29 protein-coding genes are annotated in these 26,786 nt (G+C 37.8%); 7 read left to right on the top strand and 22 right to left on the bottom strand.

What is annotated here, in order from left to right; translation table 11 throughout:
- Positions 1–14: 14 nt before the first annotated feature.
- The 5 genes from accB to QPK98_RS11075 all read left to right on the top strand — a co-directional run bounded on the left by accB (position 15) and on the right by QPK98_RS11075 (position 4,396).
- Complete coding sequence (gene accB / locus QPK98_RS11095) at positions 15–506, top strand: acetyl-CoA carboxylase biotin carboxyl carrier protein (protein WP_310993412.1); 492 nt, start codon at positions 15–17, stop codon at positions 504–506.
- A gap of 93 nt (positions 507–599) precedes the next feature.
- On the top strand, positions 600–1,952 hold the full coding sequence (gene accC, locus QPK98_RS11090; protein ID WP_310993411.1) for an acetyl-CoA carboxylase biotin carboxylase subunit: 1,353 nt from the start codon (positions 600–602) through the stop codon (positions 1,950–1,952).
- Between the two features lie 109 nt (positions 1,953–2,061).
- Positions 2,062–3,180, top strand: a complete 1,119-nt coding sequence (locus tag QPK98_RS11085; RefSeq protein ID WP_310993409.1) for an NAD(P)/FAD-dependent oxidoreductase — start codon at positions 2,062–2,064, stop codon at positions 3,178–3,180.
- A 50-nt stretch (positions 3,181–3,230) separates the two neighbouring features.
- Positions 3,231–3,941, top strand: coding sequence for a monofunctional biosynthetic peptidoglycan transglycosylase (gene mtgA / locus QPK98_RS11080; protein WP_310993408.1), 711 nt, complete (start codon positions 3,231–3,233; stop codon positions 3,939–3,941).
- Positions 3,938–4,396, top strand: a complete 459-nt coding sequence (locus tag QPK98_RS11075) for a 3-oxoacyl-ACP synthase (RefSeq protein ID WP_310993407.1) — start codon at positions 3,938–3,940, stop codon at positions 4,394–4,396. The genes mtgA and QPK98_RS11075 overlap by 4 nt, the downstream gene beginning before the upstream one ends.
- Here QPK98_RS11075 and QPK98_RS11070 read toward each other — a convergent pair.
- On the bottom strand, positions 4,380–4,877 hold the full coding sequence (locus QPK98_RS11070) for a hypothetical protein (RefSeq protein WP_310993406.1): 498 nt from the start codon (positions 4,875–4,877) through the stop codon (positions 4,380–4,382). The genes QPK98_RS11075 and QPK98_RS11070 overlap by 17 nt on opposite strands.
- A 52-nt stretch (positions 4,878–4,929) precedes the next feature.
- Positions 4,930–7,149 carry an FUSC family protein gene (locus QPK98_RS11065; RefSeq protein ID WP_310993405.1) on the bottom strand — a complete coding sequence of 740 codons (2,220 nt, stop codon included), beginning with the start codon at positions 7,147–7,149 and terminating at the stop codon, positions 4,930–4,932.
- 240 nt (positions 7,150–7,389) lie between these two features.
- Between QPK98_RS11065 and QPK98_RS11060 the strand changes: the two genes are divergently transcribed.
- Complete coding sequence (locus tag QPK98_RS11060; protein ID WP_310993404.1) at positions 7,390–8,385, top strand: NADP-dependent oxidoreductase; 996 nt, start codon at positions 7,390–7,392, stop codon at positions 8,383–8,385.
- 20 nt (positions 8,386–8,405) lie between these two features.
- On the opposite strand, the gene cls is transcribed toward QPK98_RS11060, so the two are convergent.
- The 11 genes from cls to QPK98_RS11005 all read right to left on the bottom strand — a co-directional run bounded on the left by cls (position 8,406) and on the right by QPK98_RS11005 (position 16,066).
- Positions 8,406–9,866, bottom strand: coding sequence for a cardiolipin synthase (cls, locus tag QPK98_RS11055; RefSeq protein WP_310993402.1), 1,461 nt, complete (start codon positions 9,864–9,866; stop codon positions 8,406–8,408).
- 79 nt (positions 9,867–9,945) lie between these two features.
- Positions 9,946–10,908, bottom strand: a complete 963-nt coding sequence (locus QPK98_RS11050) for an ABC transporter ATP-binding protein (protein ID WP_310993401.1) — start codon at positions 10,906–10,908, stop codon at positions 9,946–9,948.
- A gap of 115 nt (positions 10,909–11,023) precedes the next feature.
- Complete coding sequence (locus QPK98_RS11045; protein ID WP_310993400.1) at positions 11,024–11,419, bottom strand: hypothetical protein; 396 nt, start codon at positions 11,417–11,419, stop codon at positions 11,024–11,026.
- A 2-nt stretch (positions 11,420–11,421) separates the two neighbouring features.
- Entirely contained in the window at positions 11,422–11,586 is a 165-nt protein-coding gene (locus QPK98_RS11040; protein WP_310993399.1) for a hypothetical protein, read from the bottom strand.
- 92 nt (positions 11,587–11,678) lie between these two features.
- Positions 11,679–12,698 (bottom strand): phenylalanine--tRNA ligase subunit alpha, encoded by a 1,020-nt coding sequence (pheS, locus tag QPK98_RS11035; RefSeq protein ID WP_310993398.1) that lies wholly within the window; start codon positions 12,696–12,698, stop codon positions 11,679–11,681.
- A gap of 171 nt (positions 12,699–12,869) precedes the next feature.
- On the bottom strand, positions 12,870–13,241 hold the full coding sequence (locus QPK98_RS11030) for a helix-turn-helix domain-containing protein (RefSeq protein ID WP_310993427.1): 372 nt from the start codon (positions 13,239–13,241) through the stop codon (positions 12,870–12,872).
- A gap of 10 nt (positions 13,242–13,251) precedes the next feature.
- Positions 13,252–13,548: a type II toxin-antitoxin system HigB family toxin gene (locus QPK98_RS11025; RefSeq protein WP_310993396.1), complete on the bottom strand. Its 297-nt coding sequence runs from the start codon at positions 13,546–13,548 to the stop codon at positions 13,252–13,254.
- Between the two features lie 281 nt (positions 13,549–13,829).
- On the bottom strand, positions 13,830–14,240 hold the full coding sequence (locus QPK98_RS11020) for a putative toxin-antitoxin system toxin component, PIN family (RefSeq protein ID WP_310993394.1): 411 nt from the start codon (positions 14,238–14,240) through the stop codon (positions 13,830–13,832).
- Entirely contained in the window at positions 14,230–14,445 is a 216-nt protein-coding gene (locus QPK98_RS11015) for a hypothetical protein (protein ID WP_310993392.1), read from the bottom strand. The genes QPK98_RS11020 and QPK98_RS11015 overlap by 11 nt, the downstream gene beginning before the upstream one ends.
- Positions 14,446–14,635: 190 nt before the next feature.
- Positions 14,636–15,685, bottom strand: a complete 1,050-nt coding sequence (locus tag QPK98_RS11010; protein WP_310993391.1) for a PDDEXK nuclease domain-containing protein — start codon at positions 15,683–15,685, stop codon at positions 14,636–14,638.
- A 24-nt stretch (positions 15,686–15,709) separates the two neighbouring features.
- The gene (locus QPK98_RS11005; RefSeq protein ID WP_310993390.1) at positions 15,710–16,066 is read right to left on the bottom strand and encodes a hypothetical protein; all 357 of its coding nucleotides are present in this window, start codon (positions 16,064–16,066) and stop codon (positions 15,710–15,712) included.
- 261 nt (positions 16,067–16,327) lie between these two features.
- Between QPK98_RS11005 and QPK98_RS11000 the strand changes: the two genes are divergently transcribed.
- Positions 16,328–16,876: a CvpA family protein gene (locus QPK98_RS11000; protein WP_310993389.1), complete on the top strand. Its 549-nt coding sequence runs from the start codon at positions 16,328–16,330 to the stop codon at positions 16,874–16,876.
- A 30-nt stretch (positions 16,877–16,906) separates the two neighbouring features.
- On the opposite strand, the gene QPK98_RS10995 is transcribed toward QPK98_RS11000, so the two are convergent.
- The 9 genes from QPK98_RS10995 to QPK98_RS10955 form a co-directional block, all read right to left on the bottom strand.
- Positions 16,907–17,695, bottom strand: a complete 789-nt coding sequence (locus tag QPK98_RS10995; protein WP_310993388.1) for a tetratricopeptide repeat protein — start codon at positions 17,693–17,695, stop codon at positions 16,907–16,909.
- A gap of 2 nt (positions 17,696–17,697) precedes the next feature.
- Positions 17,698–19,470 (bottom strand): BatD family protein, encoded by a 1,773-nt coding sequence (locus QPK98_RS10990; protein ID WP_310993387.1) that lies wholly within the window; start codon positions 19,468–19,470, stop codon positions 17,698–17,700.
- Positions 19,471–19,473: 3 nt separating this feature from the next.
- A complete protein-coding gene (locus QPK98_RS10985; protein ID WP_310993386.1) occupies positions 19,474–20,370 on the bottom strand; it encodes a tetratricopeptide repeat protein in 897 nt (298 codons plus the stop codon).
- A 64-nt stretch (positions 20,371–20,434) separates the two neighbouring features.
- Positions 20,435–21,475, bottom strand: a complete 1,041-nt coding sequence (locus QPK98_RS10980; protein ID WP_310993385.1) for a VWA domain-containing protein — start codon at positions 21,473–21,475, stop codon at positions 20,435–20,437.
- Positions 21,476–21,508: 33 nt separating this feature from the next.
- On the bottom strand, positions 21,509–21,796 hold the full coding sequence (locus QPK98_RS10975) for a hypothetical protein (protein ID WP_310993384.1): 288 nt from the start codon (positions 21,794–21,796) through the stop codon (positions 21,509–21,511).
- 86 nt (positions 21,797–21,882) lie between these two features.
- A complete protein-coding gene (locus tag QPK98_RS10970) occupies positions 21,883–22,887 on the bottom strand; it encodes a vWA domain-containing protein (RefSeq protein WP_310993382.1) in 1,005 nt (334 codons plus the stop codon).
- Positions 22,877–24,568, bottom strand: a complete 1,692-nt coding sequence (locus tag QPK98_RS10965; protein WP_310993380.1) for a DUF4381 domain-containing protein — start codon at positions 24,566–24,568, stop codon at positions 22,877–22,879. Before QPK98_RS10965 ends, QPK98_RS10970 begins: the two co-directional genes overlap by 11 nt.
- Positions 24,569–24,612: 44 nt before the next feature.
- Entirely contained in the window at positions 24,613–25,476 is an 864-nt protein-coding gene (locus QPK98_RS10960) for a DUF58 domain-containing protein (RefSeq protein ID WP_310993379.1), read from the bottom strand.
- Positions 25,477–25,556: 80 nt separating this feature from the next.
- Positions 25,557–26,561, bottom strand: coding sequence for an AAA family ATPase (locus tag QPK98_RS10955; protein ID WP_310993378.1), 1,005 nt, complete (start codon positions 26,559–26,561; stop codon positions 25,557–25,559).
- Positions 26,562–26,786: the final 225 nt, after the last annotated feature.

The following is a 26,786-nucleotide window of genomic DNA, read 5'->3' as shown; positions in this document are numbered from 1 at the left end:
CTAAATTTTATATTATGAATTTAAAGGACATTCAAAACTTAATCAAGTTTGTGGCAAAAAGTGGTGCCAACGAAGTAAAGCTAGAAACAGATGATATAAAAATCACTATCAAAACTGGGTCTGAAGACAGCAAGGGAGAGACCACTTATATTCAGCAAATTCCAGCCATGCAGGCACAGCCTCAAATGCAACCACAAGCGCAAGCCCAACAGGCTCCTGCCGCAGCAGCACCAGAAGCAGCAGCTAAAGAAGAGGCCGACTCAAACTTAATTACCATAAAATCGCCAATAATCGGTACGTTTTATAGAAAACCAGCACCAGACAAACCCGTGTTTGTTGAGGTTGGAAGTACCATTAAAACAGGCGATGTGCTATGTGTAATTGAAGCTATGAAACTATTCAACGAGATTGAAAGCGAAGTTTCCGGAAAAATAGTAAAGGTATTGGTTGACGATTCTTCCCCAGTAGAATTTGACCAACCTTTGTTCTTAGTAGATCCATCTTAGTAGAAATTCCAAATTACAAACTCCAAATTTCAACTTTGTTGCTATTTGGAATTTGGTTCCGATTGCGATCGGAATTGATATTTAAGAAATATTATGTTTAAAAAGATATTGATTGCAAATAGGGGCGAAATTGCACTGCGAATTATTCGAACCTGTCGTGAAATGGGCATTAAGTCGGTGGCAGTTTATTCTACAGCCGATGAAGAAAGTTTGCACGTACGCTTTGCAGACGAAGCAGTTTGTATTGGTCCCGCAGCTAGTAATATGAGCTACCTAAAAATGTCTAACATTATTTCGGCAGCCGAAATTACAAATGCAGACGCTATACATCCTGGATATGGCTTTCTTTCTGAAAATGCAAAATTTTCTAAAATCTGCCAGGAACACAATATAAAATTTATTGGTGCCTCCCCAGAAATGATTGAGCGCATGGGCGATAAGGCTTCGGCCAAAGCAACTATGAAAGCGGCGGGAGTACCTACCGTTCCCGGGAGTGAAGGTATTATAGAATCTTTTGAAGAGTGTGAAAAACTCGCCAAAGATGTGGGTTATCCAGTAATGCTAAAAGCTACTGCTGGTGGTGGCGGAAAAGGAATGCGTGCCGTTTATAAAAAGGAAGAGCTTAGAAAAGCTTGGGACAGTGCGCGACAAGAAGCTTCAGCATCATTCGGAAATGATGATATGTATATGGAAAAGCTCATTGAAGAGCCACGCCATATTGAAATTCAAATTGTGGGAGACAGCAACGGAAAAGCCTGTCATCTAAGTGAACGCGATTGCTCCATACAACGACGTCATCAAAAGCTTACCGAGGAAACTCCGAGCCCTTTTATGACTAAAAAATTGCGGACAGAAATGGGTAATGCGGCGGTAAAAGCTGCCGAATATATTGAATACGAAGGCGCAGGAACCATTGAATTTTTGGTAGATAAACACCGAAACTTCTATTTTATGGAAATGAACACCCGTATTCAAGTGGAACACCCAATTACCGAACAAGTAATTGATTACGATTTAATTCGCGAGCAGATATTAGTTGCGGCTGGTATTCCTATTTCAGGTAAAAACTACACCCCACAATTGCACGCCATAGAATGTAGAATTAACGCGGAAGATCCATATAACGATTTCCGCCCTTCTCCAGGTAAAATTACGGTTTTACATGCACCCGGAGGCCATGGCGTTCGTTTAGATACACACGTTTATGCGGGTTATACTATTGTTCCCAATTATGATTCCATGATTGCGAAGCTTATTACTACCGCACAAACGCGAGAAGAAGCCATTAGTAAAATGAAGCGAGCTTTAGACGAATTTGTGATTGAAGGCATAAAAACTACCATTCCGTTTCATCGTCAATTAATGGACGAGCCAGATTTTGTAGCTGGTAATTATACAACCGCTTTTATGGATACGTTTCAAATGAACGAACCTGAAGAGGAATAAATAACCATAGAATAGTAGCTTTTTTGTTGAAAGCGACAGTCTTTAAAGCACCAAATTCCAATATCTTATCTTTGGAATTCGGTGCTTTTTAATTTTGAATTTCTTTTATATGAATCGCTCTTATTGGGAACATAAAACTTGGCTCTCAAACATCGACTTTGCTATAATTGGCAGCGGAATTGTTGGGCTCAATTGTGCCTTATCACTTCGGAAAAAACATCCGAAAAGTAAAATTGTGATCTTTGAACGCGGTTCACTGCCAAGCGGAGGAAGCACTAAGAATGCTGGTTTTGCTTGCTTCGGAAGTATTTCTGAAATATTGGACGATTTAGAAAATCACTCCGAAGAAGAAGTATTCCAACTTGTAAAAACCCGGGTTGAAGGTTTACAACTACTTCGTAACACCTTGGGCCAAAAACCTCTGGGGTATTACGAAAATGGTGGTTTTGAGCTTTTTACCAAAACAGATGCAGCGCTTTATGAAACGTGTAGAGATAATATCGGTTATATAAATAAATTACTTTACCCGATATTTGATGCTGCTGTTTTTTCTGAAAAAGAAGATCGTTTCGGGTTCAAAAACATTCAACCCAAGCTTATCTTTAGTAAGTTTGAAGGGCAGATTGATACAGGCAAAATGATGTTGGGGCTTATGAAAAAAGCTTCCGAAGAAAACATAATAATCTTGAATTCTTCCGAAATAAGTAATATCGATGATCTTGGCAATGAGGTTTCGCTTCAAATTAATTCATCAAAAGATATTTTGGTAAAGCAGGTTTTTATCGCGACAAACGGTTTTGCAAAACAGTTTTTAAACGAAGATATTGCGCCCGCCAGAGCTCAGGTACTTATTACCAAGCCCATTGCAGACCTTCATATAAAAGGAACCTTTCATTTAGATAAAGGTTATTATTATTTTAGGAATATAGATAACAGAATTCTATTGGGAGGTGGTAGAAACCTCGATTTTAAAGCGGAGGAAACCACCAAAATGGAACTTACAAAACCCATTCAAAATAGATTGGAACAAATACTTAAAACGGTAATTTTACCGGAGCACTCTTTTGAAATTGACCATCGCTGGATCGGAATTATGGGCCTTGGAAAACAGAAAAAACCCATTGTTAAAGCGGTTTCAAAAAACGTGTTTTGCGGGGTAAGATTGGGGGGAATGGGCGTTGCAATAGGCAGTTCTATTGGGAATCAGTTGTCAGAATTAACGAATTAAAAATATTTTCTGCTCTTTCTCACTTTTTCGGGTAGGGTAGCGGAGGGATTATGATTAAAAAACTATTTAAATTCATTTTTAAGCTCTTTCTGTGGTTTATTGGACTTACAGTGTTTTGGGTGCTTCTTTATAAGTTTATTCCTGTGCCTTATACGCCATTGATGGCAATTCGTGCGATGGATGCCGACCAAAACTACCAAACACAGCACGATTGGGTTCCTATTGATAAAATTTCTCCCGCTTTACAACTGGCGGTTATTTGTGCCGAAGATCAGACCTTTTTGAGTCATAGCGGCTTTGACAGAAAAGCCATAGAAAAGGCATTGAAAAACAATGAAAAGGGTAAAAAACTACGTGGCGGGAGTACAATTTCGCAACAGACTGCCAAAAATGCTTTTCTCTGGCCCAATAGAAGTTGGTTTCGGAAAGGGATGGAAGCCTATTTTACGCTTCTTATTGAAACAATGTGGAGCAAAGAGCGTATTCTTGAAGTATATTTAAATAGTATTGAAATGGGCGAGGGCGTTTTTGGAGCAGAAGCGGCTTCGCAATATTGGTTTCATAAACCTGCAACGAATCTTACCTCTAAAAATGCTGCAGCAATTGCCGCTATTCTTCCAAGTCCACGACGTTATATTGCAAATCCGCCTGGGCCTTACGTGGCTAGGAGAACGCAATGGATTATAAGACAAATGCGGTACTACGGGCCGTTTAGCCTAGAAACTAAGGAAATCAAGCAAGATTCTAAAAAGACAAAATGACACCAGTAGCCCTTAAAATTCAACTTTTACAACACTGCGAAAATCGGGTTGATGCCCGCTATAAGCAAATAAAACAAACCATTGCCGGGATTGAGGAATCCTTGTTTGAAGAATCAAAAAGCAGTGCTGGAGATAAGCATGAAACCGGTCGTGCTATGCTTCAGATTGATAGGGAAAATGCTGGAAGACAGTTGCATGAAATTGAAAAACTAGCCCAACTTTTAAGTAAAGTTAATGTGAAATCTACTTCAGGCTATGCGCATTTGGGAAGCCTAGTTTATACCGATAAGTTTACCTATTTTATGAGTATTTCCATAGGTGCTGTTTCCGTAGAAAACACAAACTATTTGTGCGTGGCATTAAATTCGCCTGTTGGCCTGCTTATTTCTGGAAAGCGAAGCGGAGATGAATTTACATTGAATGGAGCTAGTTATAAAATCATTGATGTGAAGTAACATTAATCCATTCTTGCTCAGGTTTTGTAGCGTCTAGAATATCCAACTCTAGAACAACAGCAATGTGTTTAGCAACCTTGAAAGCATCTTCCATGCTATCACTCACATACACATCTAGATACTGGTTTTGGTTATAGAATAAATTAACCTTAAAAACTTCAAATCCTAACGTAGCTTCTGCCGTTATCACACGGGCACGACTGTTTTTTATAGTTTTAAAAACCGAGAGATATTCTATTTTGGGCAAGGCTTTCCATACCCCAAAGTTTATCGCAAAAATAGAATATACCTTACGATATTTTTTCTGTTCCAAATCTAACTCAAAACCATTGCGCAATGAGAGTTTGAGGGCTATTCCCAATAAAATAATACCCAAAATGGTTCCGCTAAAAATAAAATATAGGGCAAGTAGCGTAAGAATAATAGCAAAAACTATTTTTATGTTCGCAACGGGTTGCAGATGACGAATATTCTGTGACATAAATATAGTTTAGTCTCAAATATAAGGTTTAAATCTGAAATAACTCTTAGTCTTAAAACTGGGTTTCCTTTAGCACTTTAGGCATCTTTTCACTCATGGCAAGTAGCCATTTTAGCTGTTCGCGAATTAAATGTGCTTCCTCTAGCTTTAAAACCAAATCATCTGGCTTTTGCATGCTATCTGTCTTTGAAAGCTCAATATCTTTACTAAAGTTAGCATCAAATACTTCTTCAGAATTACGAATTTCTGTATTTGCCCTTAAAGAGGTTTTTCCACTTAAAAGTGCTTCGGCCTCCATTAAGTTTTCAACTATTCTTGAAGAAACAGCATTGAAATTGTCTGAAGCTGGAGTAGTAGGATTGTTTAAAATATAGGTGCTTAACGATGCCAGAGATGATAAAAATGTGTGGTTAAGCATGGCGGTTTCATATACTTTATCTAGGTTTTTTTGTTTCGATTTGGGTTCCTGCGTCATGCGTTGAAATGCCGTGCTGAGATCAGACATTTCCAAGAACGCTTTTTTCCTAGCAACTTTATAGCTATTAGGAACACTTCCTTTTTTATTGTAAAAGCCGATAATCTCTTCCAGATAAATTCGGTTTGCCTTTACCGTTTCTACTAATGTGCTTTGCATACTGTGTATTTCCCAAGCTGGCCATAGCAGTAAATTACCAAGCGTAGCCAATCCCGCACCAATTAATGTATCGGTAACGCGGTATTGAATTACGCTAAAAACATCGGGTCTCATCAAGGCATAAATAAACACCACACTTAATGTAATAAAGGTTGCTGCAGCTTTATAATTGCGCTGTATCATTGAAAAGGCAATGACCAATGAGGTAATGGCTAAAATGCCATAAACCGTTGTACTTTGCGTAATTAAAACAATACCCACTGCCAAGACACCGCCAATAAGGGTGCCAATGGTTCTTTCTTTTGAACGTTTTTTGGTCAGTCCAAAAGTGGGCCGCATTATTACTATTAATGTAAGTAAAATCCAGTATGGGTTTTGAACTTCAAATAACATTCCTACACCATAGCCAATCATTGTCATAGTCGCTAATCTGAGAGAATGTTTAAAAATTGGCGAACGCAGATTAAAGTTCTCGCGTAAGATTTCGAAGTCGTAATTCTGTTTTGTCAAAAATCTTTTGGCGTCCTCACTTTTTATAAATGGAATTTGTCGTCGGTCTGGATTACTGAGCAGCCATTCAATTTTTTCAATTTTTTTTACTTGTTCTTTTTGGTATTTATATAAATTACGAAGCATTAAAAGGTCTTCGTCAAATATTTTTTCAGAAGTAAAAACATCTGCTCTTACTTTTTTCAGAAAGGTATCAATGGCCGTACTTTTTTGAAGTTTTTTAGGTTTAGATAAATGAGTTGAAAGCGTAATGAGCCGGTCACTCATCGCAAAAAGCAAGCCTTGAAAATCCTCCAGTTGTCCGGGTTTTTTTTTAAAGAGGGCGTCCGTTTTTGAGTAATTCACGGGATTCGTCATTGCCAATTCAAGCATATCTACCAGCTGAACAAAAATGAGCATTCGTTTTCCTTGATAGTCAGATTTCCCTGAGCCAGCTCTACTTGAAATTAAAATATCGCGTAAGGTTTCGTGGATTGTAGTAAGCTCTGTTTGGGTGTTGAGCAGTTTTTTAAGCAGTTCTGCTCGGTCTTTGCTCGCTACAAGTTTTCCGCGTATTTGTAAATATTCTGCCGTAAGGCGAAGTGTTTTAGACAAGTAATATTCGGTAGGCGCTTTTGGAAAAATAAAATGACGAAGCAGTGAAAGCCCCGCGTACCAAAGTCCGCCAGCACCTATTAAGAGCGCTCGCTCATACGGTGGCATGGCTGTAGAAACATTTGAAAAACTAAGCACCAAGGCCAACAATCCGGAAAAACTAATAAGAGAAGCGCGAAACCCGTAAATGGAGAGGTAGGAGATTCCAAACATCATTAGCCCGAGAATGGGAAATAATAACCATAACGAAATGTGTAAATAACCGCCAATAAAACTGATTAACATTGCCAATAATGCGGCAAATAAAATGCCGGTTATCTTATGCCGAATGCTCCCGCTAACGTCACTTGGCGAGGCAAGCATAGCCCCAATGGTTATTGTAATTCCAATGGGGAGCACGTCCAACTTAAGGCCCACTAATATGGGTATGGTTAGGGCAATACCCAATAGGATAGCCTTTGAAAAATCGGTACTATTTACGTATTCCGAAAAATCATTTAGGCTTTCTTGGATTATGGATTTTGACGTTCTCAATGGCTTGTTTTTCGCTTCCGGCAAAGATATTGACTACTCGCTGCAAGTTCGTTAAACTTTTCAGAAAAGAAAATTTGTTATTGTTTTATTAAATATCTGAAGGGTTGACACTTATTGCATTTTTAACCCTTAAATTTATGTAAATGGCAGCGATAAGTTGAAAGATTAAAAAAAATGCAACCTGTGTTGTACTTCTAGCTAATTGCACCTTGATATATTGGTAATCTAAAATCACTTGTAATGAACACAGTAATAAAATTAAAAAAACGTCCTTCTGGAAAACCAAGCCTAGCGGATTTTGAATTTACCGAAGAAGAAAAACCAGAAGCCCAAGCGGGCGAGCTTTTGCTAAAGGCGAAGTATGTATCTGTAGATCCATATTTGCGGGGTAGAATGCGTGATGAAAAATCTTATATTGAACCGTTTAAAGTGGGGGAACCACTAGAATCAGGTATGATTGCCGAAGTTGTTGCGTCTAATAATAAAAATTTCAAAAAAGGTGAGTTTGTTAATGGCATGCTTAAGTGGAAGCAGTTTCAAACCTCTAATGGCAACGGACTAAACAAAGTAGATAATGATAAAGCACCACTAAAAGCCTATTTGGGCATTTTAGGGCTTACAGGAATCACGGCCTATCTAGGTTTGGAAAAAATAGGAAAGCTAAAGCAGGGTGAAACGCTTTTGGTTTCTGGAGCAGCCGGTGCAGTGGGAAGCGTTGCTGGGCAAATAGGAAAAATTAAGGGCTGTAAGGTCGTTGGAATTGCCGGAACCGATGAAAAAACAGATCGAATTATAGAAAAATTTGGCTTTGATGGAGCCATCAACTATAAAACTGTGAAGGATATGAAAAAGGCTATTCAAGAAGCCTGTCCCAATGGAGTTGATGTGTATTTTGACAATGTTGGCGGAGAAATTCTGGACGCGGCAATGGCGAATATGAACAAATATGGAAGGGTAATAAACTGCGGCGCTATTTCGCTGTATAATAAGACCAAAACCCCCACGGGTCCCAGAGTTGAAACTACATTGATTAAAAAAAGTATTTTGATGCAAGGTTTTACCGTTCGCGATTATGTAACCGATTTCGGCCCTGCCCAAAACCAATTGGCAAAATGGATGGAAGCCGATAAAATAAGCTATTTGGAAACTGTTGTAGAAGGCTTTGAGAATATCCCTCAGGCATTTATCGACTTATTTGAAGGTAAAAACAAAGGTAAAATGATTGTTCTGGCTTAGTTTATTCTATAAGATTAGTTTTACATCAAAGGTGAAAACAATCCGGCTAATTTTTCTAGAAACTTCGTAAATTTAGAACGTTCATTCCATGTTTTAACAGCTATTGGAGTAGCGTCTTTTAAGTCGTTATAAAAAGCTTCCCGTAATTGATTAGCAATACCTTCATCATAAACCAAGGCGTTTACTTCAAAATTGAGGTCAAAACTACGCAGGTCCATATTTGCTGTTCCTACCATAGCAAGTTGTTGGTCTGCAACCAATGTTTTGGCATGGACAAAACCTTTTTCATAACGGTATATTTCTGCGCCTGCATCCAGCAAACGGCTGTAATACGAGCGTGCGGCATAATTAACCAACATAGAATCTGAGATTCCAGGAACCAATAACTTTACTTTCGTTCCGCTGGTGGCGGCAATGACCAAACTTTCTATTATACTTTCCCCCGGAATAAAATACGGCGTGGTAATAAGAATTTCTTCTTGAGCTAAGCTTATGGCTTCTAATAAGGATTGCTGGATTAATGGCGTGTCTGAATCTGGTCCACTGGCAGCAATTTGAACTATTTTATCTGAATCTGTCTGATAGGCTTCCTTTGTTTCAGGGAAATAGTGCGTATTCGGTGCTAGTTTTTTCCCGGCACAGTAATTCCAATCGCCCATAAAAATATACTGCAAAGTTGAAACTGCCGGGCCTTGAATTCTTAAATGGGTGTCGCGCCAATAGAGTTTATTTTCTGTATTGGCAGCATTTATATATTTATCGCTTACATTAATTCCGCCCACAAAACCTATAATACCATCTACAACAATTATTTTTCTGTGGTTCCGATAATTCAATCTATTGGCCAAGGCGATAAGCTTGATTTTATAAAATGGAAAAACTGCTACTCCAGCTGCTTTTAGCCTAGGAACCTGCTTTTTTCGTATGGCTCTGCTTCCAAAGTCGTCGTATATAAAGCGTACTTTTACCCCTTCTTGGGCTTTTTTAATGAGCAAGTCTATAATTTTCGTACCAATATCGTCGGGCTCATAAATATAATAGGCTATATGAATGTGATGCTTGGCATTTTCAATTGCTTGTAGAGCTTCAGGAAATTTATTTTCTCCATTTAGTAAAAGGCTTACATCGTTGCCCTGGGTTATGGGGCTGGAAGTTTGGGAGAGGATTAAAGTGGCAAGTTTTTGAAAGCTTTTAACCGATTTAGATCTTGTGGCAAAAATACTTTCGGATATTTTTAAAATCCGATTTTGCATGGTTTCCTCAACTTCGGGGTTGTTAAAAACCTTCTTGCTATACATTTTTCGTTTTCGGTAATTTACGCCTATCGAAAAATAAATAATGATGCCAACAAATGGTAAAAAAATGACCGATAGGAGGTAAGCAAGAGTTTTGGTCGTGCTTTGCGTATCATAAATAACCCTAGCGCAAACCAAAATTACAATGAGAATATATAAAACTTGAGCAATGAGAATCCAGTTCATTTTCCAATTGGTTTGTGGGAGTATCGTTAAATTTAACACTTTTAAAATTAGTGGAAAGCGATATGGGTATAATCTATGTTTAAGGCGTGATTATATTAGAGAATACAAGGTTATACGCGCGGTTTGCAACCAAAGGTTCACGATGCTGAAAATAAATGGTTTGCTCGTTCCAAACACCTTCTATAAGATAATGGCTTCCTTTAAAATACCAGGTTTTAACAACTACTTGTAAGTCGTTTTTATTTTCTTCGGAAATTTTTAGCTGATGGGGAAATACGATACAATTTGCCGAAGTTTTCGTTTTTGAGAATAATTGCTTCGGAAGTAAATTTGCTTCTCCAAAAAAGCCAGCTTGGTATTCGGTTGAAACATTTTGATAAACGTATTCTGGTGTTCCTCTCATTTCTACGTGTCCATCCTTTAGCATTAATATGTGGTCTGAAAATGCCAAAGCTTCTTCACTGTCATGGGTTGCAGTAATGCAGCTGATTTTGTTTTGCTTTAGGTAGCTGAAAATTTTTCGTTGCAATTTATTTTTTCTGAATGTATCTATATTGCTAAAAGGTTCATCTAGTAATAAAATCTCAGGTTCGTTAGCGAGGGCTTTTGCCAATGCCACACGTTGTTTTTGTCCGCCGCTAAGCTTTTTAACTATAGTGTTTTTAAAAGCTTCCATTTCAACTACATCTAATAATTCATCAATCCGTTGGGCATCTTTTTCGGCTTCGAGCCCTGAAAGATGCGAACCCAAGTTTTCTGCAACTGTAGTAAACGGCATAATATTAAATTCTTGGGCTACAAGCTTCATAAATCCTTCGCCGGGAATAAGTGTTTTGGTGGGGCCAAGCAGTTTATTTTTATTGTAGAATATTTCGCCATTTTCTAGATGGAGCAAGCCGTAAACCAGGTGTAAAAGCGTAGATTTTCCACAACCACTTTCCCCGAGAATGCTGAGATGTGCTCCAGGTTTTAATGTGAATGTGACATTCTTTAAAATGGTTTTTTCAGAATAGGAAAAGGAATCAACTTTTACTTTTAGCATAAAAAAAAATAGAAACATTTTAAAACCTTGACTTTGAATTAGTAGCGGAGTTCTGTAAATACTGAGAAATCATGAATTTCAAGATTCAGCTTCGCATTGCTTAATACTAATCCTTCTAATTTGCCATAACCCCTTCAGTATCTAGAATAGGAATCGTAACTAGGTTTTCTTCAGAAATACTATTGGGCACAAAGGTAAATTTATGCTCATACAGTTTGTTTTCAGCAAAAAAGGTAAGCAGATACTCGTTGGTAAAGCCTAGCACTTCTGTTGTTATTAACTCTATCTTCGTTGCCGATTTCGGTTTTAGGTCGCCTAGGTTATGGCGTAAAGTTGAGGTTTTTTTCGCTTCACTTTTTCCACGAGACATTACCAAGGCCATAGCAATTTCGTCTTGCCGATTGTTAACTAGATAAACATTCCACTGCTGTGCCGTAAAGTCTTTGTCCCATTCCTTTACGGCGACTATATGTACGTCTTTTACTTTGGGTACTTCAATATCTTTTCGCATAATTAATCGTCAATTTTCCACATAATCCAAACTGCTAAAAGAGCAATAGCTGCAACGCCCAACAAAATTGAACCAATTACAATTTTAATTGCTGCAATAATAAAAGTAAGGTAGGCAATAACCAAGCCTACGATAACGAGAAATGCTAGAACAAGGTATTTTTTCATAACAATTATTTTTATGGCCCAAATGGGAAGCGTTCCCAAAGATCACCTATATTTCTACCGACTACTGACTACTGACTACTGACTACCCGCTACTAAAGCACGCTTTTAAACTGCTCTAAAAACCGAACATCATTTTCGCTAAACATTCTAATGTCTGGTATTTGATGTAGTAACATGGCAATACGATCAATACCCACGCCAAAAGCAAAACCGGAATACTCTTCGGCATCTATACCGCAATTGGTCAGTACGTTTGGATCTACCATACCGCAGCCGCCAATTTCAAGCCAGCCGGTTCCTTTGGTGATTCTATGGTCAGCTTCGGTCTCTAGACCCCAATACACATCTACTTCGGCACTTGGCTCGGTAAAGGGAAAATAGGAGGGTCGAAGTCGGATTTTAGATTTCCCGAACATCTCCGTGGTAAAATACTGTAGTGTTTGTTTTAAATCGGCGAAGCTTACGCCTTTATCTACGTATAGTCCTTCCACTTGGTGGAAAAAGCAATGTGAGCGTGATGATATTGCCTCGTTTCTATACACGCGCCCTGGAGAAATGGTACGGATAGGCGGTTTATTGTTTTCCATATATCTCACTTGTACCGACGAAGTATGGGTGCGCAACAAAACATCGGGGTTGGTTTGGATAAAAAACGTATCCTGCATATCGCGTGCGGGATGGTATTCTGGAAGGTTTAGCGCCGTAAAGTTGTGCCAATCGTCCTCCATTTCGGGGCCTTCTGAAACATTAAATCCAATGCGTAAAAAGATCTCGATAATTCTATTTTTTACAATGGAAATTGGGTGGCGCGAGCCTAAGGATATCACTTCGCCCGGACGGGATAAGTCGCCATAGACGCCTTTTGTCTCGGTGCTATTTTCTATAGCTTCTTTTAGCGCGTTCACCTTTTGCTGTGCCGTATTTTTAAGCGTGTTTATAACCTGCCCAAACTCCTTTTTTTGGTCATTGGGTACGTTTTTAAACTCGGCAAAAAACTCATTTAATATTCCTTTTTTTCCTAAGTATTTTACACGGAAGCTTTCAACTTCTTCCTTATTGGTTGAAGAAAATGTTTCAACTGCTGCGATGTGTCTTTTTACGGTTTCTATCATTTTTTATTTATTTTTTTGCCACTCCCGAAGCGTCGGGGCACGAATCATTTTTGATTATGTCAGGTTTAGTATAAAAGCCAAATCAAAAGATTTGGCGACCTTGTAAATACACTTTGACCATTGGGTTTAGCACTTATTTGCCCTATTTTTTTTATACATTGTTACCCTTTGTTATTTCTGTTCTAGTTGATAATTACCAACCAAGACCGAAGCAGAGATTTGAAGAATTCTTTCCAAATCCCGTATCATATCCACAGTCAATCTTTTCTTTCTGTTGAGGATTTCCGATACTCGGCTTTTACCACCGATAATTCCTACTAAATCCTTCTGGCGCATATTCAATTCTTCCATCCGTATTTTTATCGCCTCGATTGGGTCAGGTGCCTCAATCGGATAATGTTCATTCTCGTAGTTTTCAATTAATAACGAAAGTATTTCTGCTTCGTCGCCCTCTTTTGTGTTGATTGGTGCATCGAAAATGATTTCCAAGCGTTCAAGTGCATCTCGGTAATCTTTGTCGGTTTTAATAGGCTTTAATTCCATAATCGGTTTTTTAAATCGTGTCTGCATCTATTTTGTCATATTCGGCGTGAGTGCCAATAAAACGGATAAATGCCCATTGCTTTTCATAATTGAACTTAACAACAAGGCGGTAAGAATTTCCTATTATATTGAAAACCACCCGTCCATTCTTTAAGATACTTGCATTGATATACGTTTGCTTGATGTCGTTAGGTGAAAACCATTCAGCACTTTTTGCTGTGTCATACCAAGTTTTTAAGTACTGTTCAGAATCTGCGTGTTTTTCCCAATATTCTCGAAGCGTACTTTTTGCAATTATTCGTTTCATTGGTTCAATTATAGAACAAATATACAATTAGTTCTCAAATGTTGAACTACTGGACGAGTGTTATTCTTAATAAAGGGCAACGAGATTGTATATGGCTTGTAGCGTGTAAATTAGCGAATATTTTCGGATTAAGTACAAGCCAGATTTTTAAATTTTACTATTTATCTTTTTTATTGGAAATCGTCAAATTTAAAAATTTGGCGACTTTCCAAATATGCCTTAACTTCGATTAAGCAACTAATTAGCTATGAGCTATATACGGTGTTGTGCTACGCACTTTTTTATTCAGTTAGTTCGATAAATGCTGAAAAAGTCAAGATTTTGGTATTCTCAATCTTTTCTAAAATCAGTAAATCCTTGTCACCAGTAATTAAATAATCTGCCTCTGAATCAACAGAAAGGTTTAATAAAAAGTTGTCTTTTTCATCTCGACAAATTTTAATATCAGACTTGACTTTTACTAATTCTCCGAATTGGTCAAAATACTCAAGAATTTTTTCCACATCATTTTTTGAGAAGTACTTTTTAAATTTTGGTCGGCTTACAACATCAATAAATTCTTCGAGCAATTCGTTTGAAAAAATCAATAATATTTTTCTCTTTTCAATCAGCTCATCAATCTGACTGAATTTTTTGGAAATCAGAAAGCTAATCCAAAGATTTGTATCAAGGATTATTTTCTTATTTTTCATATCGTGATTTTCTCACTTGCTCAACTTCTTTTGTTATTTCATCTAACGAAATTTCATCATTAGATTTAGCTCGTAATTTTTTTAGTAAAGCAGAGAAGTCCGATTTATATTTTTCTTTATTAATCTTTATCAAGTTCAAATCCGCTAAACTTTTTAGAAGCTTTTTCGCTTTTGGGTTTATTATGTCAATTCGGATAGTTTCCATTTTCTTTAATTTTCAATAAATTTACTGAATTAAATTCAAATCACGAATTTCTTTCAGTATGTGGTACAACATGAGTATAAACGCAATTAGGCTTTTAAAATCTCTATTTCTAAATTAAACAATCACTTCCTTCTCCACAAAATAGTGTACAATGGCCTCTTTCATTAAAACGCTTTGCTTGTCGCTGGTATCAGTCATTATCATCTTTTGCTTTCTCCATTTTTTCCGACAACTCATTTTCTAACTCCTCAATAGATGGTAGTTTTGTTTTAATATTTTCTGGTATTGTATCAGTTAGCTTGTATTCACTTATACCCATTGGTTTATTTATATCTCGCAAGGTATATTCCGCTTCAATCTTGTCCTTCTTTTTGCATAGTAAAATCCCGATAGTCTGCTTGTCCTCCTTCTTTTTGATTTGACTGTCAACTGCCGATAAATAGAAATTTAGTTTTCCTGCATATTCAGGTTTAAATTTTCCAGATTTTAGCTCTATTACAACATAGCAACGTAAATCCAAATGATAAAAAAGAAGGTCGATAAAATAATCTGTTTCGCTAACTTCAATTTTATATTGTCTTCCCAAAAATGCAAAACCCTTACCTAATTCTAATAAAAATTTAGTAATATTTTTAACCAATTCATCCTCAATAGCTCTTTCCAATGCATCATTTTGTAACCCAAGGAAGTCAAAATTGTACGGATCTTTCAATGCTTCAACAGCCATTTTAGACTGATCGGCTGGTAAGGTTTCGCCAAAATTTGTAACTGCATTTCCTTTACTGGTAAAAAGGTTGTTTGTTATTTGGATTTCTAAAGTTTCCCTATCCCAACCGTTTTTAATGGTTTCAAAACAATAAAATTCGGCTTCGTCAATATCTTTTATTTTTGTTATTATCAACCGATTGTGACCCCATGGGATTTGTGCCACAGAGCGTGGCACAAATTGGTGTTTTTCAGAATAGAATTTATACCACTGCCTAATTGCATAAAGATTTCGTCTAGAAAACCCTCTGATTTGTGGGAACTCATTCCTTAATTCAATTGCTGTTTGTTCAATAAATTTGCTTCCCCAATCTGTATTTTCTTGTCGCTCTATTATGTCTTTTCCAATTTCCCAATATAATTCAAGTAACTGAGAATTAACAGATAATGCAGCTTTGGTTTGCGCGGCATGAATTTTGGATTTTAAGTCGTTAATCCAAATAAAATAGTCCTCCTTTTTTATTTTGTTAGGCATTCCGGTAAGTTAAATCCTTCTTTCTTAAGTTATCACTTCCTTCTCCACAAAATACTGTACAATGGCCTCTTTCATTAAAACGCTTTGTTCTCCGGCTTTTAGTGGTGGGAGTTGCTCCAAAATTGTATAATGCGGCCAGCCTTGGTCGTCAAAATAATCAAATTCATAATAGCCGTAAGGTTCCAAGACTCGGCAAATGGCTATGTGCATTAAATTCAATTTTTCGTCTTTCTTAAATTTTCGGTGTAATTGCCCCAATTCCTGAAGCCCGATTAAATATATAATTGCGTCCAAATCTAGCGTGTCGCCATCTGCAAAACGGTCGCTGAGTAGTTTTACTACTGCTTCCCATTGTGTTTTTAATTGTTCGTCGCGTGCCATTTTTTGGGTTTTATTGAGCTGCAAATATATGGGTTTAAAAAATTATAATCGAGTTACTTATTAGGCAAACGTGAGGAATTGATATCACAAATTCTGAAAAGATAATTCTAGTAAGTTTATTGTAAACTCCAATTTTAATAGTTTTAATTACCTAAATGGTCTTCGTCCTTAGGCGAACGTGTGAAGACCTTGCAGTTAGCCAAGCTTATAATTCTGAAATCATAATTCCGAATTACTTATATTTATCGAAATTTTAAAACTATGAACACCATTGATCTCGTTATAGGAATAATTTTATTAATTGCCTTTTTTATGGGCTTCCGAAAAGGATTGCTCCGTTCGCTTGCTGCATTAATCGGTTTGGTGGTTGGCGTTTATGGTGCAATGTATTTTTCAGACTATGCGCGTGTTTATATTGAACGGTGGTTTGATTGGAGCGAAGACTTAACCAGTCTAGCGGCATTTTTAGTCACTTTTTTACTGATTATGATTGTTTTTAGCATCTTGGGAAGACTGTTGACCAAGGTAGCTAATTTTGCAATGATGGGTATCTTTAATAAACTTTTTGGCGGCGTTTTTAATGCCTTAAAGTTTGCGTTTTTAATCAGCGTAATCTTTATGTTCGTAAATGCTTCAGAAGACTACAGAATCCTTTCGCCAGAGCAACGAGCAGATTCGGTGCTTTATGAACCCGTTGCTTCTCTAGCACCTGCCATACTTCCTGCAATAATGAACGAGGTTGATGAATTGAATATTGATCTTCCAGAGATAAACAATCCTTTAGAAAAGGCTACGGATAGTATAGAATAAAAAACTGATGGGAACACCTTCAGTAAAAATTTATAGCTGCTTTAAGTCAGTGGCGGGAATCCAGCCATCTTTTCCATCGGCTAGTGTAATGCGATACCAATTGCCATCTTGAGCAGAAATCTGAACCTTGGTGCCTTCGTGAAGTATAAAAGCAACACTGCTGCCCATGGAAGGTTCGGTTTTTACTTCAATTTTATTCGCAAAAATAATTGCCGGCTGTTTTTTAGTGAAATCGCTATAAGTTAAAAATGCCATACTCAAGCTAGTTGCTAAAAATAGTCCTGCAAACATAGCGGTTACAAAAAGCAGCCGTTTTCTTTTCTCTGAGTAAGAGAAATAATAAAATAGAAACAATGCAACAAATACTATCGAGAAAATAACAGCTAAAATGGCCCAACCATTAAAGGTAAATATACCCGCAATTTGTTTATACCATTTTGAAAAAACTGTTTTTGGCAAGGGCTCAATAGAATCTATTCGCGCATTTTCGGCAAAAGCTAGATTGTTTTTAATGTCTTGGTCGTTTGGTGCAAGTTGCAGCGCTTTCTCGTAATAATATACACTTGGGCCAATATGGTTTAGCTTATAATGTGCGTTTCCTAAGTTGAAATATACAGCCGCGGCATGTTCGCCATTGTCCAAGATTTGCATCCAAGTATTTACAGCTTGCTGGTATTTTCCGTTTTTATAAAGTTCCTTTCCTTGATCAAAAAGTGCTGAGTTTTGCGAAAAAACACTGAATGACAGACAAAGCATTACTAAAGCGAGCCAAAATCGTTTTTGAAATGTTCTCGTTCTATTTGAGAAATTGGTATCCATACTTAAACAATTTGTTTATCAATGTTTGAGATCACTGCTGCCGCCTTGGTATAATCCTGCTGTACGGTTGCTTCAGAAGACGATGCATAGCGTGCATATTCACAGCTTTTCAACAGCCCGATAAAGTTATCAACCGTCGTGGGCGTTACTTCTCGCTCCAGCATCATTTTTGAAATAAGACTTTTTTCCATTTCGGAAGTTTCAATATTGAGCTGTGCTTTTAGGTAATTGTGAAGCGCAAGTTCTAAAGATTCGTAAAAAGCAACAGGATTGCCCATATTGCGTTTTGCTTCAGAAAGGTATTTTTTAGCGAGTTTATTGGCCCTGCGAAGTTTATTTCCTTCTACATCATTTAAACGTGCCTTGCGTTTTTTACCAGCCACAATAAATAATGGGATCAATAAGAACGGACCGCCCAAAAGCGACCAAAACAGTGCCGATTTAAAGAAAGGTTCTGCGCCAATTGATGTTAGCGCTGCATCTAACTTTATATATTTAAAACTATCTTTTGAAAGTACAACTTGTTTTTTCCCATCATTTCCACTTGTGGTATTCGCAACCGCTGAAACAGGACCCTTTTCTACCTCAATAGTGAATTCTTTGGAAGTAATAGTTTTATATTTTTCGGTCTTGGGATCAAAAAATGAAAACGTAATAGGGTTTACGGGATAGCTGCCTTTAAATTGCGGCACTACGGTGTAGGTATCGCTAATAGATCCTTTCATTCCACCTGTTGTTGTGGTTACATTTTCACTGTGCTCGGGTTCATAGACCTCTAACGTATTCGGAAGTTTTATTGAAGGTGTGGTAAAAAGTTTAAGGTTTCCTTTTCCTGAAACTTTTACATCTAGTTGTAGTGATTCATTGGCGTTAAGTGTATTTTTATTGGTCTTTACGTCAAAGCTAAAGTCGCCAACCGCCCCGTTAAAACCATCTGGTTTACCATCTAATGGAAGTGGTTTCACGTTAATAGTACGCTTACCGGCCGAAATGGTTTTATTTACCTGTTCCATCAATCTACGGCCAAAAATGTCGCGTCTTGCTCCTTGCACATCAATAGGAACATCTAAAGTGAGTGGTTCTATATCAAGCTTTCCAGTTTTTTGGGGGTAAAGCACCGTGGTTCTTAAAACTACATAGCGATAATCTTGCCCATTGTACTTTCCTTCATGAACCTTAAAGTTGTTTTTATTATCAATGTTCTGACTCCAAAAATCGGCATATTTTGGAGTGTCAATTTCGCGCCATTGACTGGTAATACTAACATCGTGCGAAACATAAAGCTTGTAGGTAACAGTAATTGATTCGTTTAAAAACGGATTTGTATTAGAGATTTCCGCTACCAGATGAACGTTTTCGCTTGCAACGTATTCCGCATTATTCCCGTCTTTGGGTGTTTTTACGGCCTCCGTTATTACCACTTCCACAGGAAGGGTTTTATACGTTTCGCCCTTTATTTCGATGGTAGCTTGGCCAATAGTTACTTTGCCACGTTTTTGAGGTGATAAAAAATAGGAATATGTTTTTGAAAAGCTGCGTTTGCCATTTATCCACGAGTTGCTGATGGATTGATTAGGACCTCCTACAACCCTAAAATTTTTAAAGTTTGGCGGTCTAAAATTATCGCCATCTTGGTTCATTTCAAAATCTACACGCAAACGTTCGTTTATACCGAGCCGTTTTTTGCTCACCTTAGCGTCAAACTGAACTTGTGCCATGGCAGTAAAACTGCACAGCATAACTGTAAAAAGGAATAACAAATTCTTCGTTTTCATAATCTACCAGTCTTTATCCGATTGCACTTTTGCACCTTTCTGCTTTTCGGCGTTCATCTTCTCTTGGGTTTTTTTCTCTTCATTGTTCATCGCTTCCAACAAGCTTTTTACCTGCTGCGGTGAAAGTTGACCTGGCACAGGTTGTTGCTGTTGCGGTTTGTCGCCTTCTTCATCTTTTGGTTTATCAGGCTTAGCTTCATCCTTGTCTTTATCGCCTTCCTTGTTATCGTCTTTCTCGTCGCCTTTATCCTTATCTTCCTTTTCGTCTCCTTTGTCGCCTTCTTGATCTTTGTTGTCCTGGTTTTCCTGATCCTCTTTATCTTTGTTGTCTTGGTCTTTTTGGTCTTCGTTTTTATCCTTGTCTTTGTCGTTTTGATCTTCTGGAGGTGGCGGATTTTTATCCAACAAATCTTTTGCCAAGGCTAAGTTGTACCTAGTTTGGTCGTCGTTAGGATTATTGCGAAGTGCATTTTTATATGAGGCTACGGCTTCGGTATATTTTTTCTCATTCATATACGTATTGCCTAAATTGTGAAATGCCTTGTGTTTTTCAGCTTTACTGGTGGCAGCGCCGGCAGCTTGCTTGAACCGCAACATAGCCTCGGCATTCTTTTCTTTTCCGTAATAGGCAGTTCCTAGGTTGTACTTGGCGGTTTCACTCTTAGGGTTTAAAGAAATAGCTTGCCTATAATCAGCTTCAGCATCGGCAAATTTCTCTTCCTGAAGTGCTTGCTGTGCTTCACTCATAAAATTTTTTGAAGCTCTTAATTCCTTTTTTTGCTCCTTGGTCTGCTGAGCAAATGTGGAAAATGAAAGCAGCAACACTGCCAGTAAAACGACCTTGCCAATTAAAGATTTCATATTTTTTACTTCTGAAACTATCATTTCTTCATTTATCATAACCTTGCAAGTTTTTCACCTCTAGCGAAAACGTGAAAACCTTCTAGAATATTAACACGAGCGTTTATTCTTTTGCCTCATTAAACAAGTTTAATCTATTTAACCACCCTGTTTTTCGTTCTAACAACAATACGTCTAATACCAGCAAAAACAATGCCCCAGCTAAAAACCATTGAAACTGGTCTTTAAAATCGGTGAATTGCTTTGCTTCAAATTCTTTTTTATCCATTCCGCCAAGAATAGCTTTTACCCTATCTACAACTGCCTTGGTATTTGCTCCATTAAGATACTCACCATTGGTGGTTTCTGCAATGGCTTTAAGAGTTTCTTCACCTAATCTACTAATTACCTGCTCGTTGTTTTTATCGCGAAGGTAATATTGAAGTACTCCATTTTTCTTAATAGGAATTGGTCCACCTTCAACAGTTCCAACGCCAATTGGAAAAATTCTGATTCCCTTTTCTGCGGCTTCTTCTGAAATTTTAGCAATGTTTCCGCCGTGATCTTCTCCATCTGAAACCAAGAACATAACGCGGTTGGTCTGACTTTCATCGTCATAAAAAGTTTGAGCCATTTCTATGGCTTGGGTAATTGCCGTTCCTTGCGATGAAACCATATCAGTGTTCATGCCGTTTAGAAATAATTTTGCAGAGCCAAAGTCTGTAGTTATAGGAACCTGCGGAAAAGCACTCCCAGCATAGCCAATAATCCCAACCCTATCGCCAGAAAGATTATTGATGATTTGTGTAATCAGCTGTTTAGATTTGTCCAGACGGTTGGGAGCAATGTCTTCAACAAGCATACTTTTAGAAACATCTAATGCAAAAACAATGTCAACCCCTTCGCGTTTCATGGTTTCTAATTTGGTGCCTATTTTTGGGTTTACCAAGGCAAAACTCAAACAGGCCACAGCCAAACAAAGCACCAATATTTTTAAAATAGGCTTAAAAAGTGAACGGTTCGGACTTAGTTTTTTGAGTAGTTCTTTATCAACAAAACGCTTTTGAACCGTTTTTTTCCAAACTAAAACCAATAGAAATAGCACTACTATCACCGGAATGGCGAAGAGTATGTAAAAATATATGGGTTGTTCTAGTTGGTACATAACATGCCCGCGTAGGCGGGTATCTTTTAAATATTAGTTACTATTTATATTTTTTATTAGCTGACTTTTCATTTTCATTCTTTCAACAGAAAAGGATTTACTATTATCATCTATAAAATCTATCATCAGTAAAAGTTTGTTTGATAATTCTTTGGTTTCAAAATTAAAACTCCTTTTAAACTCTTCTAATTTTTCATTTGTTTCAAATACTACTGCTTCAAAATTATTGGCATCTGCTGAACTTGTTTTGTCAATCAATTTCATTAAAACCAATGTCAATTTCTGTATTTCGCGCTTTATATAGTCATTTTCTTGTTGCATAAACCTTCAAATTAACTGCCGCATCTTGATTTTCCATTGTAGAAAAACATAAGCTCTGAATTTCCCCTTTCGGAACTACGAAGACTTTACAAAAAGCCACGAAAAATTGTTATTCGCAGTAAAAATTCAAATCCCAGTAAAATCAAGCCCGCAATGACCCAAGGGCGAAACATTTCGTCATAATTTGTGTATTTAAATTCTTCAATATCAGTTTTTTCCAGTTTGTTTATTTCTTCATAAATCTCTTCAAGTTTGGTGTTGTCCGTTGCACGAAAATACCTTCCGCCGGTTTTGGCAGCTATATCTTTCATTAATGCTTCGTCAATTTCAACTTTTATATTTCCGTATTGAAAGCCGCCACCGGGACGAATACCAATGGGCGACATGGCCATGCCGTTACTTCCAAGACCGATGGTGTAAACCTTAATTCCGAATTCAACCGCCAGTTCACTTGCTATTTTTGGATCGATAAATCCGGAGTTATTTACACCGTCCGTCAATAGAATGATGACCTTGCTTTTTGCGCGGCTATCTTTTAAACGGTTTACCGCCGTTGCCAGACCAGACCCAATTGCGGTTCCACCTTCAATTGTGGTGTTATAGGTCATGTTTTTTAAAGAGGACAATACCACCGTTTTATCGCTTGTCAATGGTGTTCGGGTATAACTTTCGCCGGCGTATTCCACCAAGCCAATCCTGTCATTTGGGCGGCTGTTAATAAACTGGGCTGCCACTGTTTTTAATGCCTCTAAACGGTTTGGTTTTAAATCGCGGGCCAGCATACTAGCCGAAAGGTCCATAGACATTACAATATCTATACCTCTGGTGGTTTTGGTTTTTGTGGTTTCGTCAACGGTTCTAGGCCTTGCCATGGCAATAATTAATGCCGAAAGTGCCAAAAGACGAATTACAAAGAGAATGGGTTTTAACCTTGATAACCAGTTTTTACCCGTTTTAAAGCCTTGGATACTTGAAATTTTTAAGGAGGCGGTCTGTTGTTTCCGTTTCCATAAATACCATAGCACGAGCAGTGGAAGTATAAGGAACAACCAGAAATATTGCGGATTTACAAATTCGAAATTACTTCCCATCTTTCTCTGAAATTTCAAGTTCTATGGAAGCTTCCATTCGGTTTTTGATTTCTTCGGCATATTTGCCATCGTCATGATATACAATCAATACTTCCTGCAATCCGTTTTCCTGCGCAAAAAGCAGGAGCTCGTACGTGCTCTTTTCCTTTAAAACTTTAGTATCTGAAACCTGTACGTTAAATTCACCATAAGCTTTTATGCCTTTAATTCCTTTCTCGGTTTCAAAATCATCGCGCTTTACAATCATGTTTTTGGCGCCGCTTTGTTCCAAATCGTCTAAAACTGCATCTAAAGCGGTTTCTAAGGCAATATCCTGTTTTTGGCTGAAGCGGGTAGTTGAAACCATAATATATAGTGGCGATTTCATTTCGCCATACGTAAAGTAATCTTTTCCGGAAACTCTGCTTTTAGCCGCATTAGTTTCTGAAGGTTCTGCTCTAACAAGTACTTTTGGAGTTTCCAGAATAACTGCCGGACTTCCGTATTCACTTTTAATCCAACGCCCTTCACTCAGTTCGCGTAGTTCGTTTCCTAAAACCTTATCTTTTAGGTTGTCAAAGCCGGTAACACTTCCGTAGATAAATCCTGCTAAAATGACTGCTGCAACTACTCCCGAAACACCCAGTATCCATTTTCTGCGTTTGCGTCTTTTTTCCAGCTTTTCCAAGTATTCCTTATTTTCCAATAGTTCCTCTTCGGTTGGTTCTGGAATTACTTCATGGGTTTCGTTGATGATTTCCTCAATAGTTTTTCTGTCAACTTCAGCTTGTCCAGACTCTTGGTTCATTTTAGCGAATTTCACTAAGTCGGCACGTTTAAAAATTGAGTCTAATTTGCGGATAGTTTCCAAGTCAAAATCGAAACTACCGGCATCCTTATGCATCATTAATCGGGAAATCAGCTCGTCACTGGTACTTTCCAAAGCAGCTTCATCAACCTCTCGATCTAAATAGCGCTTTACAATTTCGGTAAGGCTACTGTAATATTCCTTGCTTTTATTTTCAATAAGCAGTTGGCTGTTATCTAATGTTTTTAGCGCGACTATAGCTTCTTCATAAGGTGGCAGTTGCTTTTTTGCAGCGTCTTTTCGCTTTTTTCTTTGAAACAGGTAAATTGCAACTCCAAGAATCAGCAAAATAGGAACCAGCCAATAAAGCAATCTTAACCAATTAAACGGCGGGCCTTTTACTTCAACCGCAGGTTTTATATCAAACATTTTCTGCTTGGTAGTATCAATAATAACATCCTTAACTTCTACCAAAAGGCTGTCTGTTAAAAAAGGTTTGTTATTGATTAAAACACGCTGTGGCGGAATGGTGTAATGACCACTGTCAAATTGCGTTAAGCCGTATTTTTTTATTAGGCGGTATTTTGAAGCTTCGTAAGTAGTATCTGTTTTATACGCCTCAATCATTTCTAGAGGAGCAAAAGTCTGTTCTTCGGGAAAAGCAACTACATCAGACGAATCTGCCTGAACGCTTATGGTATAAAGAATTTCCTCGCCAATTTTAATTTTTGTGGAATCAATGGAGGAAGTAACCTGGGCGGTGGCGTAAAAAGAGAAGAGAAGAAAGAGAAAGGAAAAAAGAGCATGGGAGGTATACCTAAAAGGTCTTTGAGACCTTACAGGAAGTCTTGACGCCCTTGCAAATTCAATTAATATGTTATCTTTTTTCAACATTTAATTTTTATCAATAGTTCCTCCATTGAGAGGTTAAAGGGCATTTATCTTCTCTTAAAATACCCTAATAATTTTTTCACATAACTTTCATCAACCCTAGAGCTTAAAGCCCCTGCACCACTTTTGGTAAACGATTCCATAAAATACGCTACCCGCTCACGGTGGTAGCTATAATATTGGTTCCGCACATTTTTTGACCCTGTGTTTACTAACAATAGTTCTCCGGTTTCTTGATCTTCCATCTGCACCATTCCTAAATTTGGAATATTTTCTTCGGCTTGGTCATAAACCCTAATTCCGGTGAGATCGTGTTTTTTTGCAGCAATTTTTAAGGTGTCGCGGTAATCTGTGGCAATAAAATCTGAAAGCACAAAAACGATGGCTTTCTTTTTCATTACGTTGCTTAAAAATTTTAGGGCACTTGCAATATCGGTCTTGTTGCTCTTAGGTTCAAACTCCAATAATTCACGAATAATTCGGAGTACGTGCGACTTCCCCTTTTTTGGAGGAATATAAAGTTCAATTTCATCTGAAAACAGAATCAACCCCGTTTTATCATTGTTTTGCATTGCTGAAAATGCTAGGGTTGCAGCTATTTCAGTAATAATTTCATTTTTAAACTGCGCTTGGGTTCCGAAGTACTCAGAGCCGCTAACATCAACCATTAGCATCAAGGTAAGTTCGCGTTCCTCTTCAAAAACTTTAACGTAAGGCTCATTATAACGGGCGGTAACATTCCAGTCTATGCTGCGCACATCGTCGCCAAACTGATATTGCCGCACTTCGCTAAAGGTCATCCCGCGACCTTTAAAAGTACTGTGATACTCGCCACCAAAAACGTGATCGCTCAAGCGTCGCGTTTTGATCTCGATTTTTCGTACTTTTTTAAGAAGCTCCTTTGTGTCCATTTCTCAAGTAGTTGGTAGAGGGTAGTTGGTAGCGAGTAGCATTTAAAACTGCTTTCTGCTACTGCTTACTTTATACTTCTTTACGGTACTTCAATTACATTGATAATCTTATTGATAATCTCTTCAGAAGTAATGTTTTCAGCTTCGGCCTCGTAGGTAATTCCAATTCTGTGGCGAAGTACGTCGTGCACAACGGCGCGAACATCTTCAGGAACCACATAGCCACGGCGGCGGATAAACGCGTAACATTTAGCGGCAGTGGCCAAGTTGATACTTCCACGTGGAGAAGCGCCAAAGTTTATAAGTGGTTTTAAATCGGCAAGTCCAAAATTTTCTGGTGTTCTGGTGGCGAAAATAATATCGAGAATGTACTTCTCTATCTTTTCATCCATATAAACCTCGCGAACAGAAGCTTGTGCTCTTAAAATTTGTTCAACAGTTGCAACTGGATTCACTTGTTCAAAACTACCTTTTAGATTTTGGCGAACAATGAGTTGCTCTTCTGCAATTTTGGGATATTTTATTACTGTTTTCAGCATAAAACGGTCAACTTGCGCTTCAGGCAACGGGTAAGTTCCTTCCTGCTCAATTGGGTTTTGCGTGGCCATTACCAAAAATGGCTTATCGAGGGTAAAAGTAGTTTCGCCAATGGTAACTTGCTTTTCCTGCATGGCCTCTAAAAGTGCTGATTGTACCTTTGCGGGAGCTCTGTTAATCTCATCTGCAAGTACAAAATTGGCAAAAATTGGACCTTTTTTAATGCTGAAATCGTTTACTTTCATGTTGTAAATCATCGTTCCCACAACATCGGCAGGAAGCAAATCTGGCGTAAACTGTATCCGGCTAAAAGTTCCGTGTACTGCTTTAGAAAGTGTGTTGATTGCCAGGGTTTTTGCAAGACCGGGAACACCTTCCAAAAGAATGTGCCCTTGCCCTAAAAGTCCGATTAAAAGCCGCTCTACCATGTGCTTTTGACCAACAATTACTTTGTTCATCTCCATGGTTAGGACGTCCACAAAAGCACTTTCGCGTTCAATTTTTTCGTTTAACGCCCCAATGTCAAAGGTCGAATTTGTATTTTCCATATTGTATTTAGATTCAATGTAGAATGCCTTAATAAAAGACGTTGCAAATTGTACATTAATTGGCAAAAACCTTGTTAACAATTGGTTAAATTAAGAAAGGGCCCGACTTAAACTTTTCTTAGTGTTTGTGGGCATCTGTTAAGATTTTTAATATTGCTGGTATAGCCTTTCATTAAACAGGCTATAAATTGTATTTTTAGAAAAAGTTAAAGCGAAATAATTTAT

Origin of the sequence: Aequorivita marina (genome assembly GCF_031631895.2) — a bacterium.
GTDB lineage: Bacteria > Bacteroidota > Bacteroidia > Flavobacteriales > Flavobacteriaceae > Aequorivita > Aequorivita marina.
This window is presented reverse-complemented; position numbering and strand designations above follow the sequence as displayed.

Bases quoted from the DNA above. Each gene is read 5' to 3' on its own strand.
- accB (WP_310993412.1), top strand. From the start codon at position 15: ATGAATTTAAAGGACATTCAAAACTTAATCAAGTTTGTGGCAAAAAGT.
- accC (WP_310993411.1), top strand. From the start codon at position 600: ATGTTTAAAAAGATATTGATTGCAAATAGGGGCGAAATTGCACTGCGA.
- QPK98_RS11085 (WP_310993409.1), top strand. From the start codon at position 2,062: ATGAATCGCTCTTATTGGGAACATAAAACTTGGCTCTCAAACATCGAC.
- mtgA (WP_310993408.1), top strand. From the start codon at position 3,231: ATGATTAAAAAACTATTTAAATTCATTTTTAAGCTCTTTCTGTGGTTT.
- QPK98_RS11075 (WP_310993407.1), top strand. From the start codon at position 3,938: ATGACACCAGTAGCCCTTAAAATTCAACTTTTACAACACTGCGAAAAT.
- QPK98_RS11070 (WP_310993406.1), bottom strand. From the start codon at position 4,877: ATGTCACAGAATATTCGTCATCTGCAACCCGTTGCGAACATAAAAATA.
- QPK98_RS11060 (WP_310993404.1), top strand. From the start codon at position 7,390: ATGAACACAGTAATAAAATTAAAAAAACGTCCTTCTGGAAAACCAAGC.
- cls (WP_310993402.1), bottom strand. From the start codon at position 9,866: ATGAACTGGATTCTCATTGCTCAAGTTTTATATATTCTCATTGTAATT.
- QPK98_RS11050 (WP_310993401.1), bottom strand. From the start codon at position 10,908: ATGCTAAAAGTAAAAGTTGATTCCTTTTCCTATTCTGAAAAAACCATT.
- QPK98_RS11045 (WP_310993400.1), bottom strand. From the start codon at position 11,419: ATGCGAAAAGATATTGAAGTACCCAAAGTAAAAGACGTACATATAGTC.
- QPK98_RS11040 (WP_310993399.1), bottom strand. From the start codon at position 11,586: ATGAAAAAATACCTTGTTCTAGCATTTCTCGTTATCGTAGGCTTGGTT.
- pheS (WP_310993398.1), bottom strand. From the start codon at position 12,698: ATGATAGAAACCGTAAAAAGACACATCGCAGCAGTTGAAACATTTTCT.
- QPK98_RS11030 (WP_310993427.1), bottom strand. From the start codon at position 13,241: ATGGAATTAAAGCCTATTAAAACCGACAAAGATTACCGAGATGCACTT.
- QPK98_RS11025 (WP_310993396.1), bottom strand. From the start codon at position 13,548: ATGAAACGAATAATTGCAAAAAGTACGCTTCGAGAATATTGGGAAAAA.
- QPK98_RS11020 (WP_310993394.1), bottom strand. From the start codon at position 14,240: ATGAAAAATAAGAAAATAATCCTTGATACAAATCTTTGGATTAGCTTT.
- QPK98_RS11015 (WP_310993392.1), bottom strand. From the start codon at position 14,445: ATGGAAACTATCCGAATTGACATAATAAACCCAAAAGCGAAAAAGCTT.
- QPK98_RS11010 (WP_310993391.1), bottom strand. From the start codon at position 15,685: ATGCCTAACAAAATAAAAAAGGAGGACTATTTTATTTGGATTAACGAC.
- QPK98_RS11005 (WP_310993390.1), bottom strand. From the start codon at position 16,066: ATGGCACGCGACGAACAATTAAAAACACAATGGGAAGCAGTAGTAAAA.
- QPK98_RS11000 (WP_310993389.1), top strand. From the start codon at position 16,328: ATGAACACCATTGATCTCGTTATAGGAATAATTTTATTAATTGCCTTT.
- QPK98_RS10995 (WP_310993388.1), bottom strand. From the start codon at position 17,695: ATGGATACCAATTTCTCAAATAGAACGAGAACATTTCAAAAACGATTT.
- QPK98_RS10990 (WP_310993387.1), bottom strand. From the start codon at position 19,470: ATGAAAACGAAGAATTTGTTATTCCTTTTTACAGTTATGCTGTGCAGT.
- QPK98_RS10985 (WP_310993386.1), bottom strand. From the start codon at position 20,370: ATGATAAATGAAGAAATGATAGTTTCAGAAGTAAAAAATATGAAATCT.
- QPK98_RS10980 (WP_310993385.1), bottom strand. From the start codon at position 21,475: ATGTACCAACTAGAACAACCCATATATTTTTACATACTCTTCGCCATT.
- QPK98_RS10975 (WP_310993384.1), bottom strand. From the start codon at position 21,796: ATGCAACAAGAAAATGACTATATAAAGCGCGAAATACAGAAATTGACA.
- QPK98_RS10970 (WP_310993382.1), bottom strand. From the start codon at position 22,887: ATGGGAAGTAATTTCGAATTTGTAAATCCGCAATATTTCTGGTTGTTC.
- QPK98_RS10965 (WP_310993380.1), bottom strand. From the start codon at position 24,568: ATGTTGAAAAAAGATAACATATTAATTGAATTTGCAAGGGCGTCAAGA.
- QPK98_RS10960 (WP_310993379.1), bottom strand. From the start codon at position 25,476: ATGGACACAAAGGAGCTTCTTAAAAAAGTACGAAAAATCGAGATCAAA.
- QPK98_RS10955 (WP_310993378.1), bottom strand. From the start codon at position 26,561: ATGGAAAATACAAATTCGACCTTTGACATTGGGGCGTTAAACGAAAAA.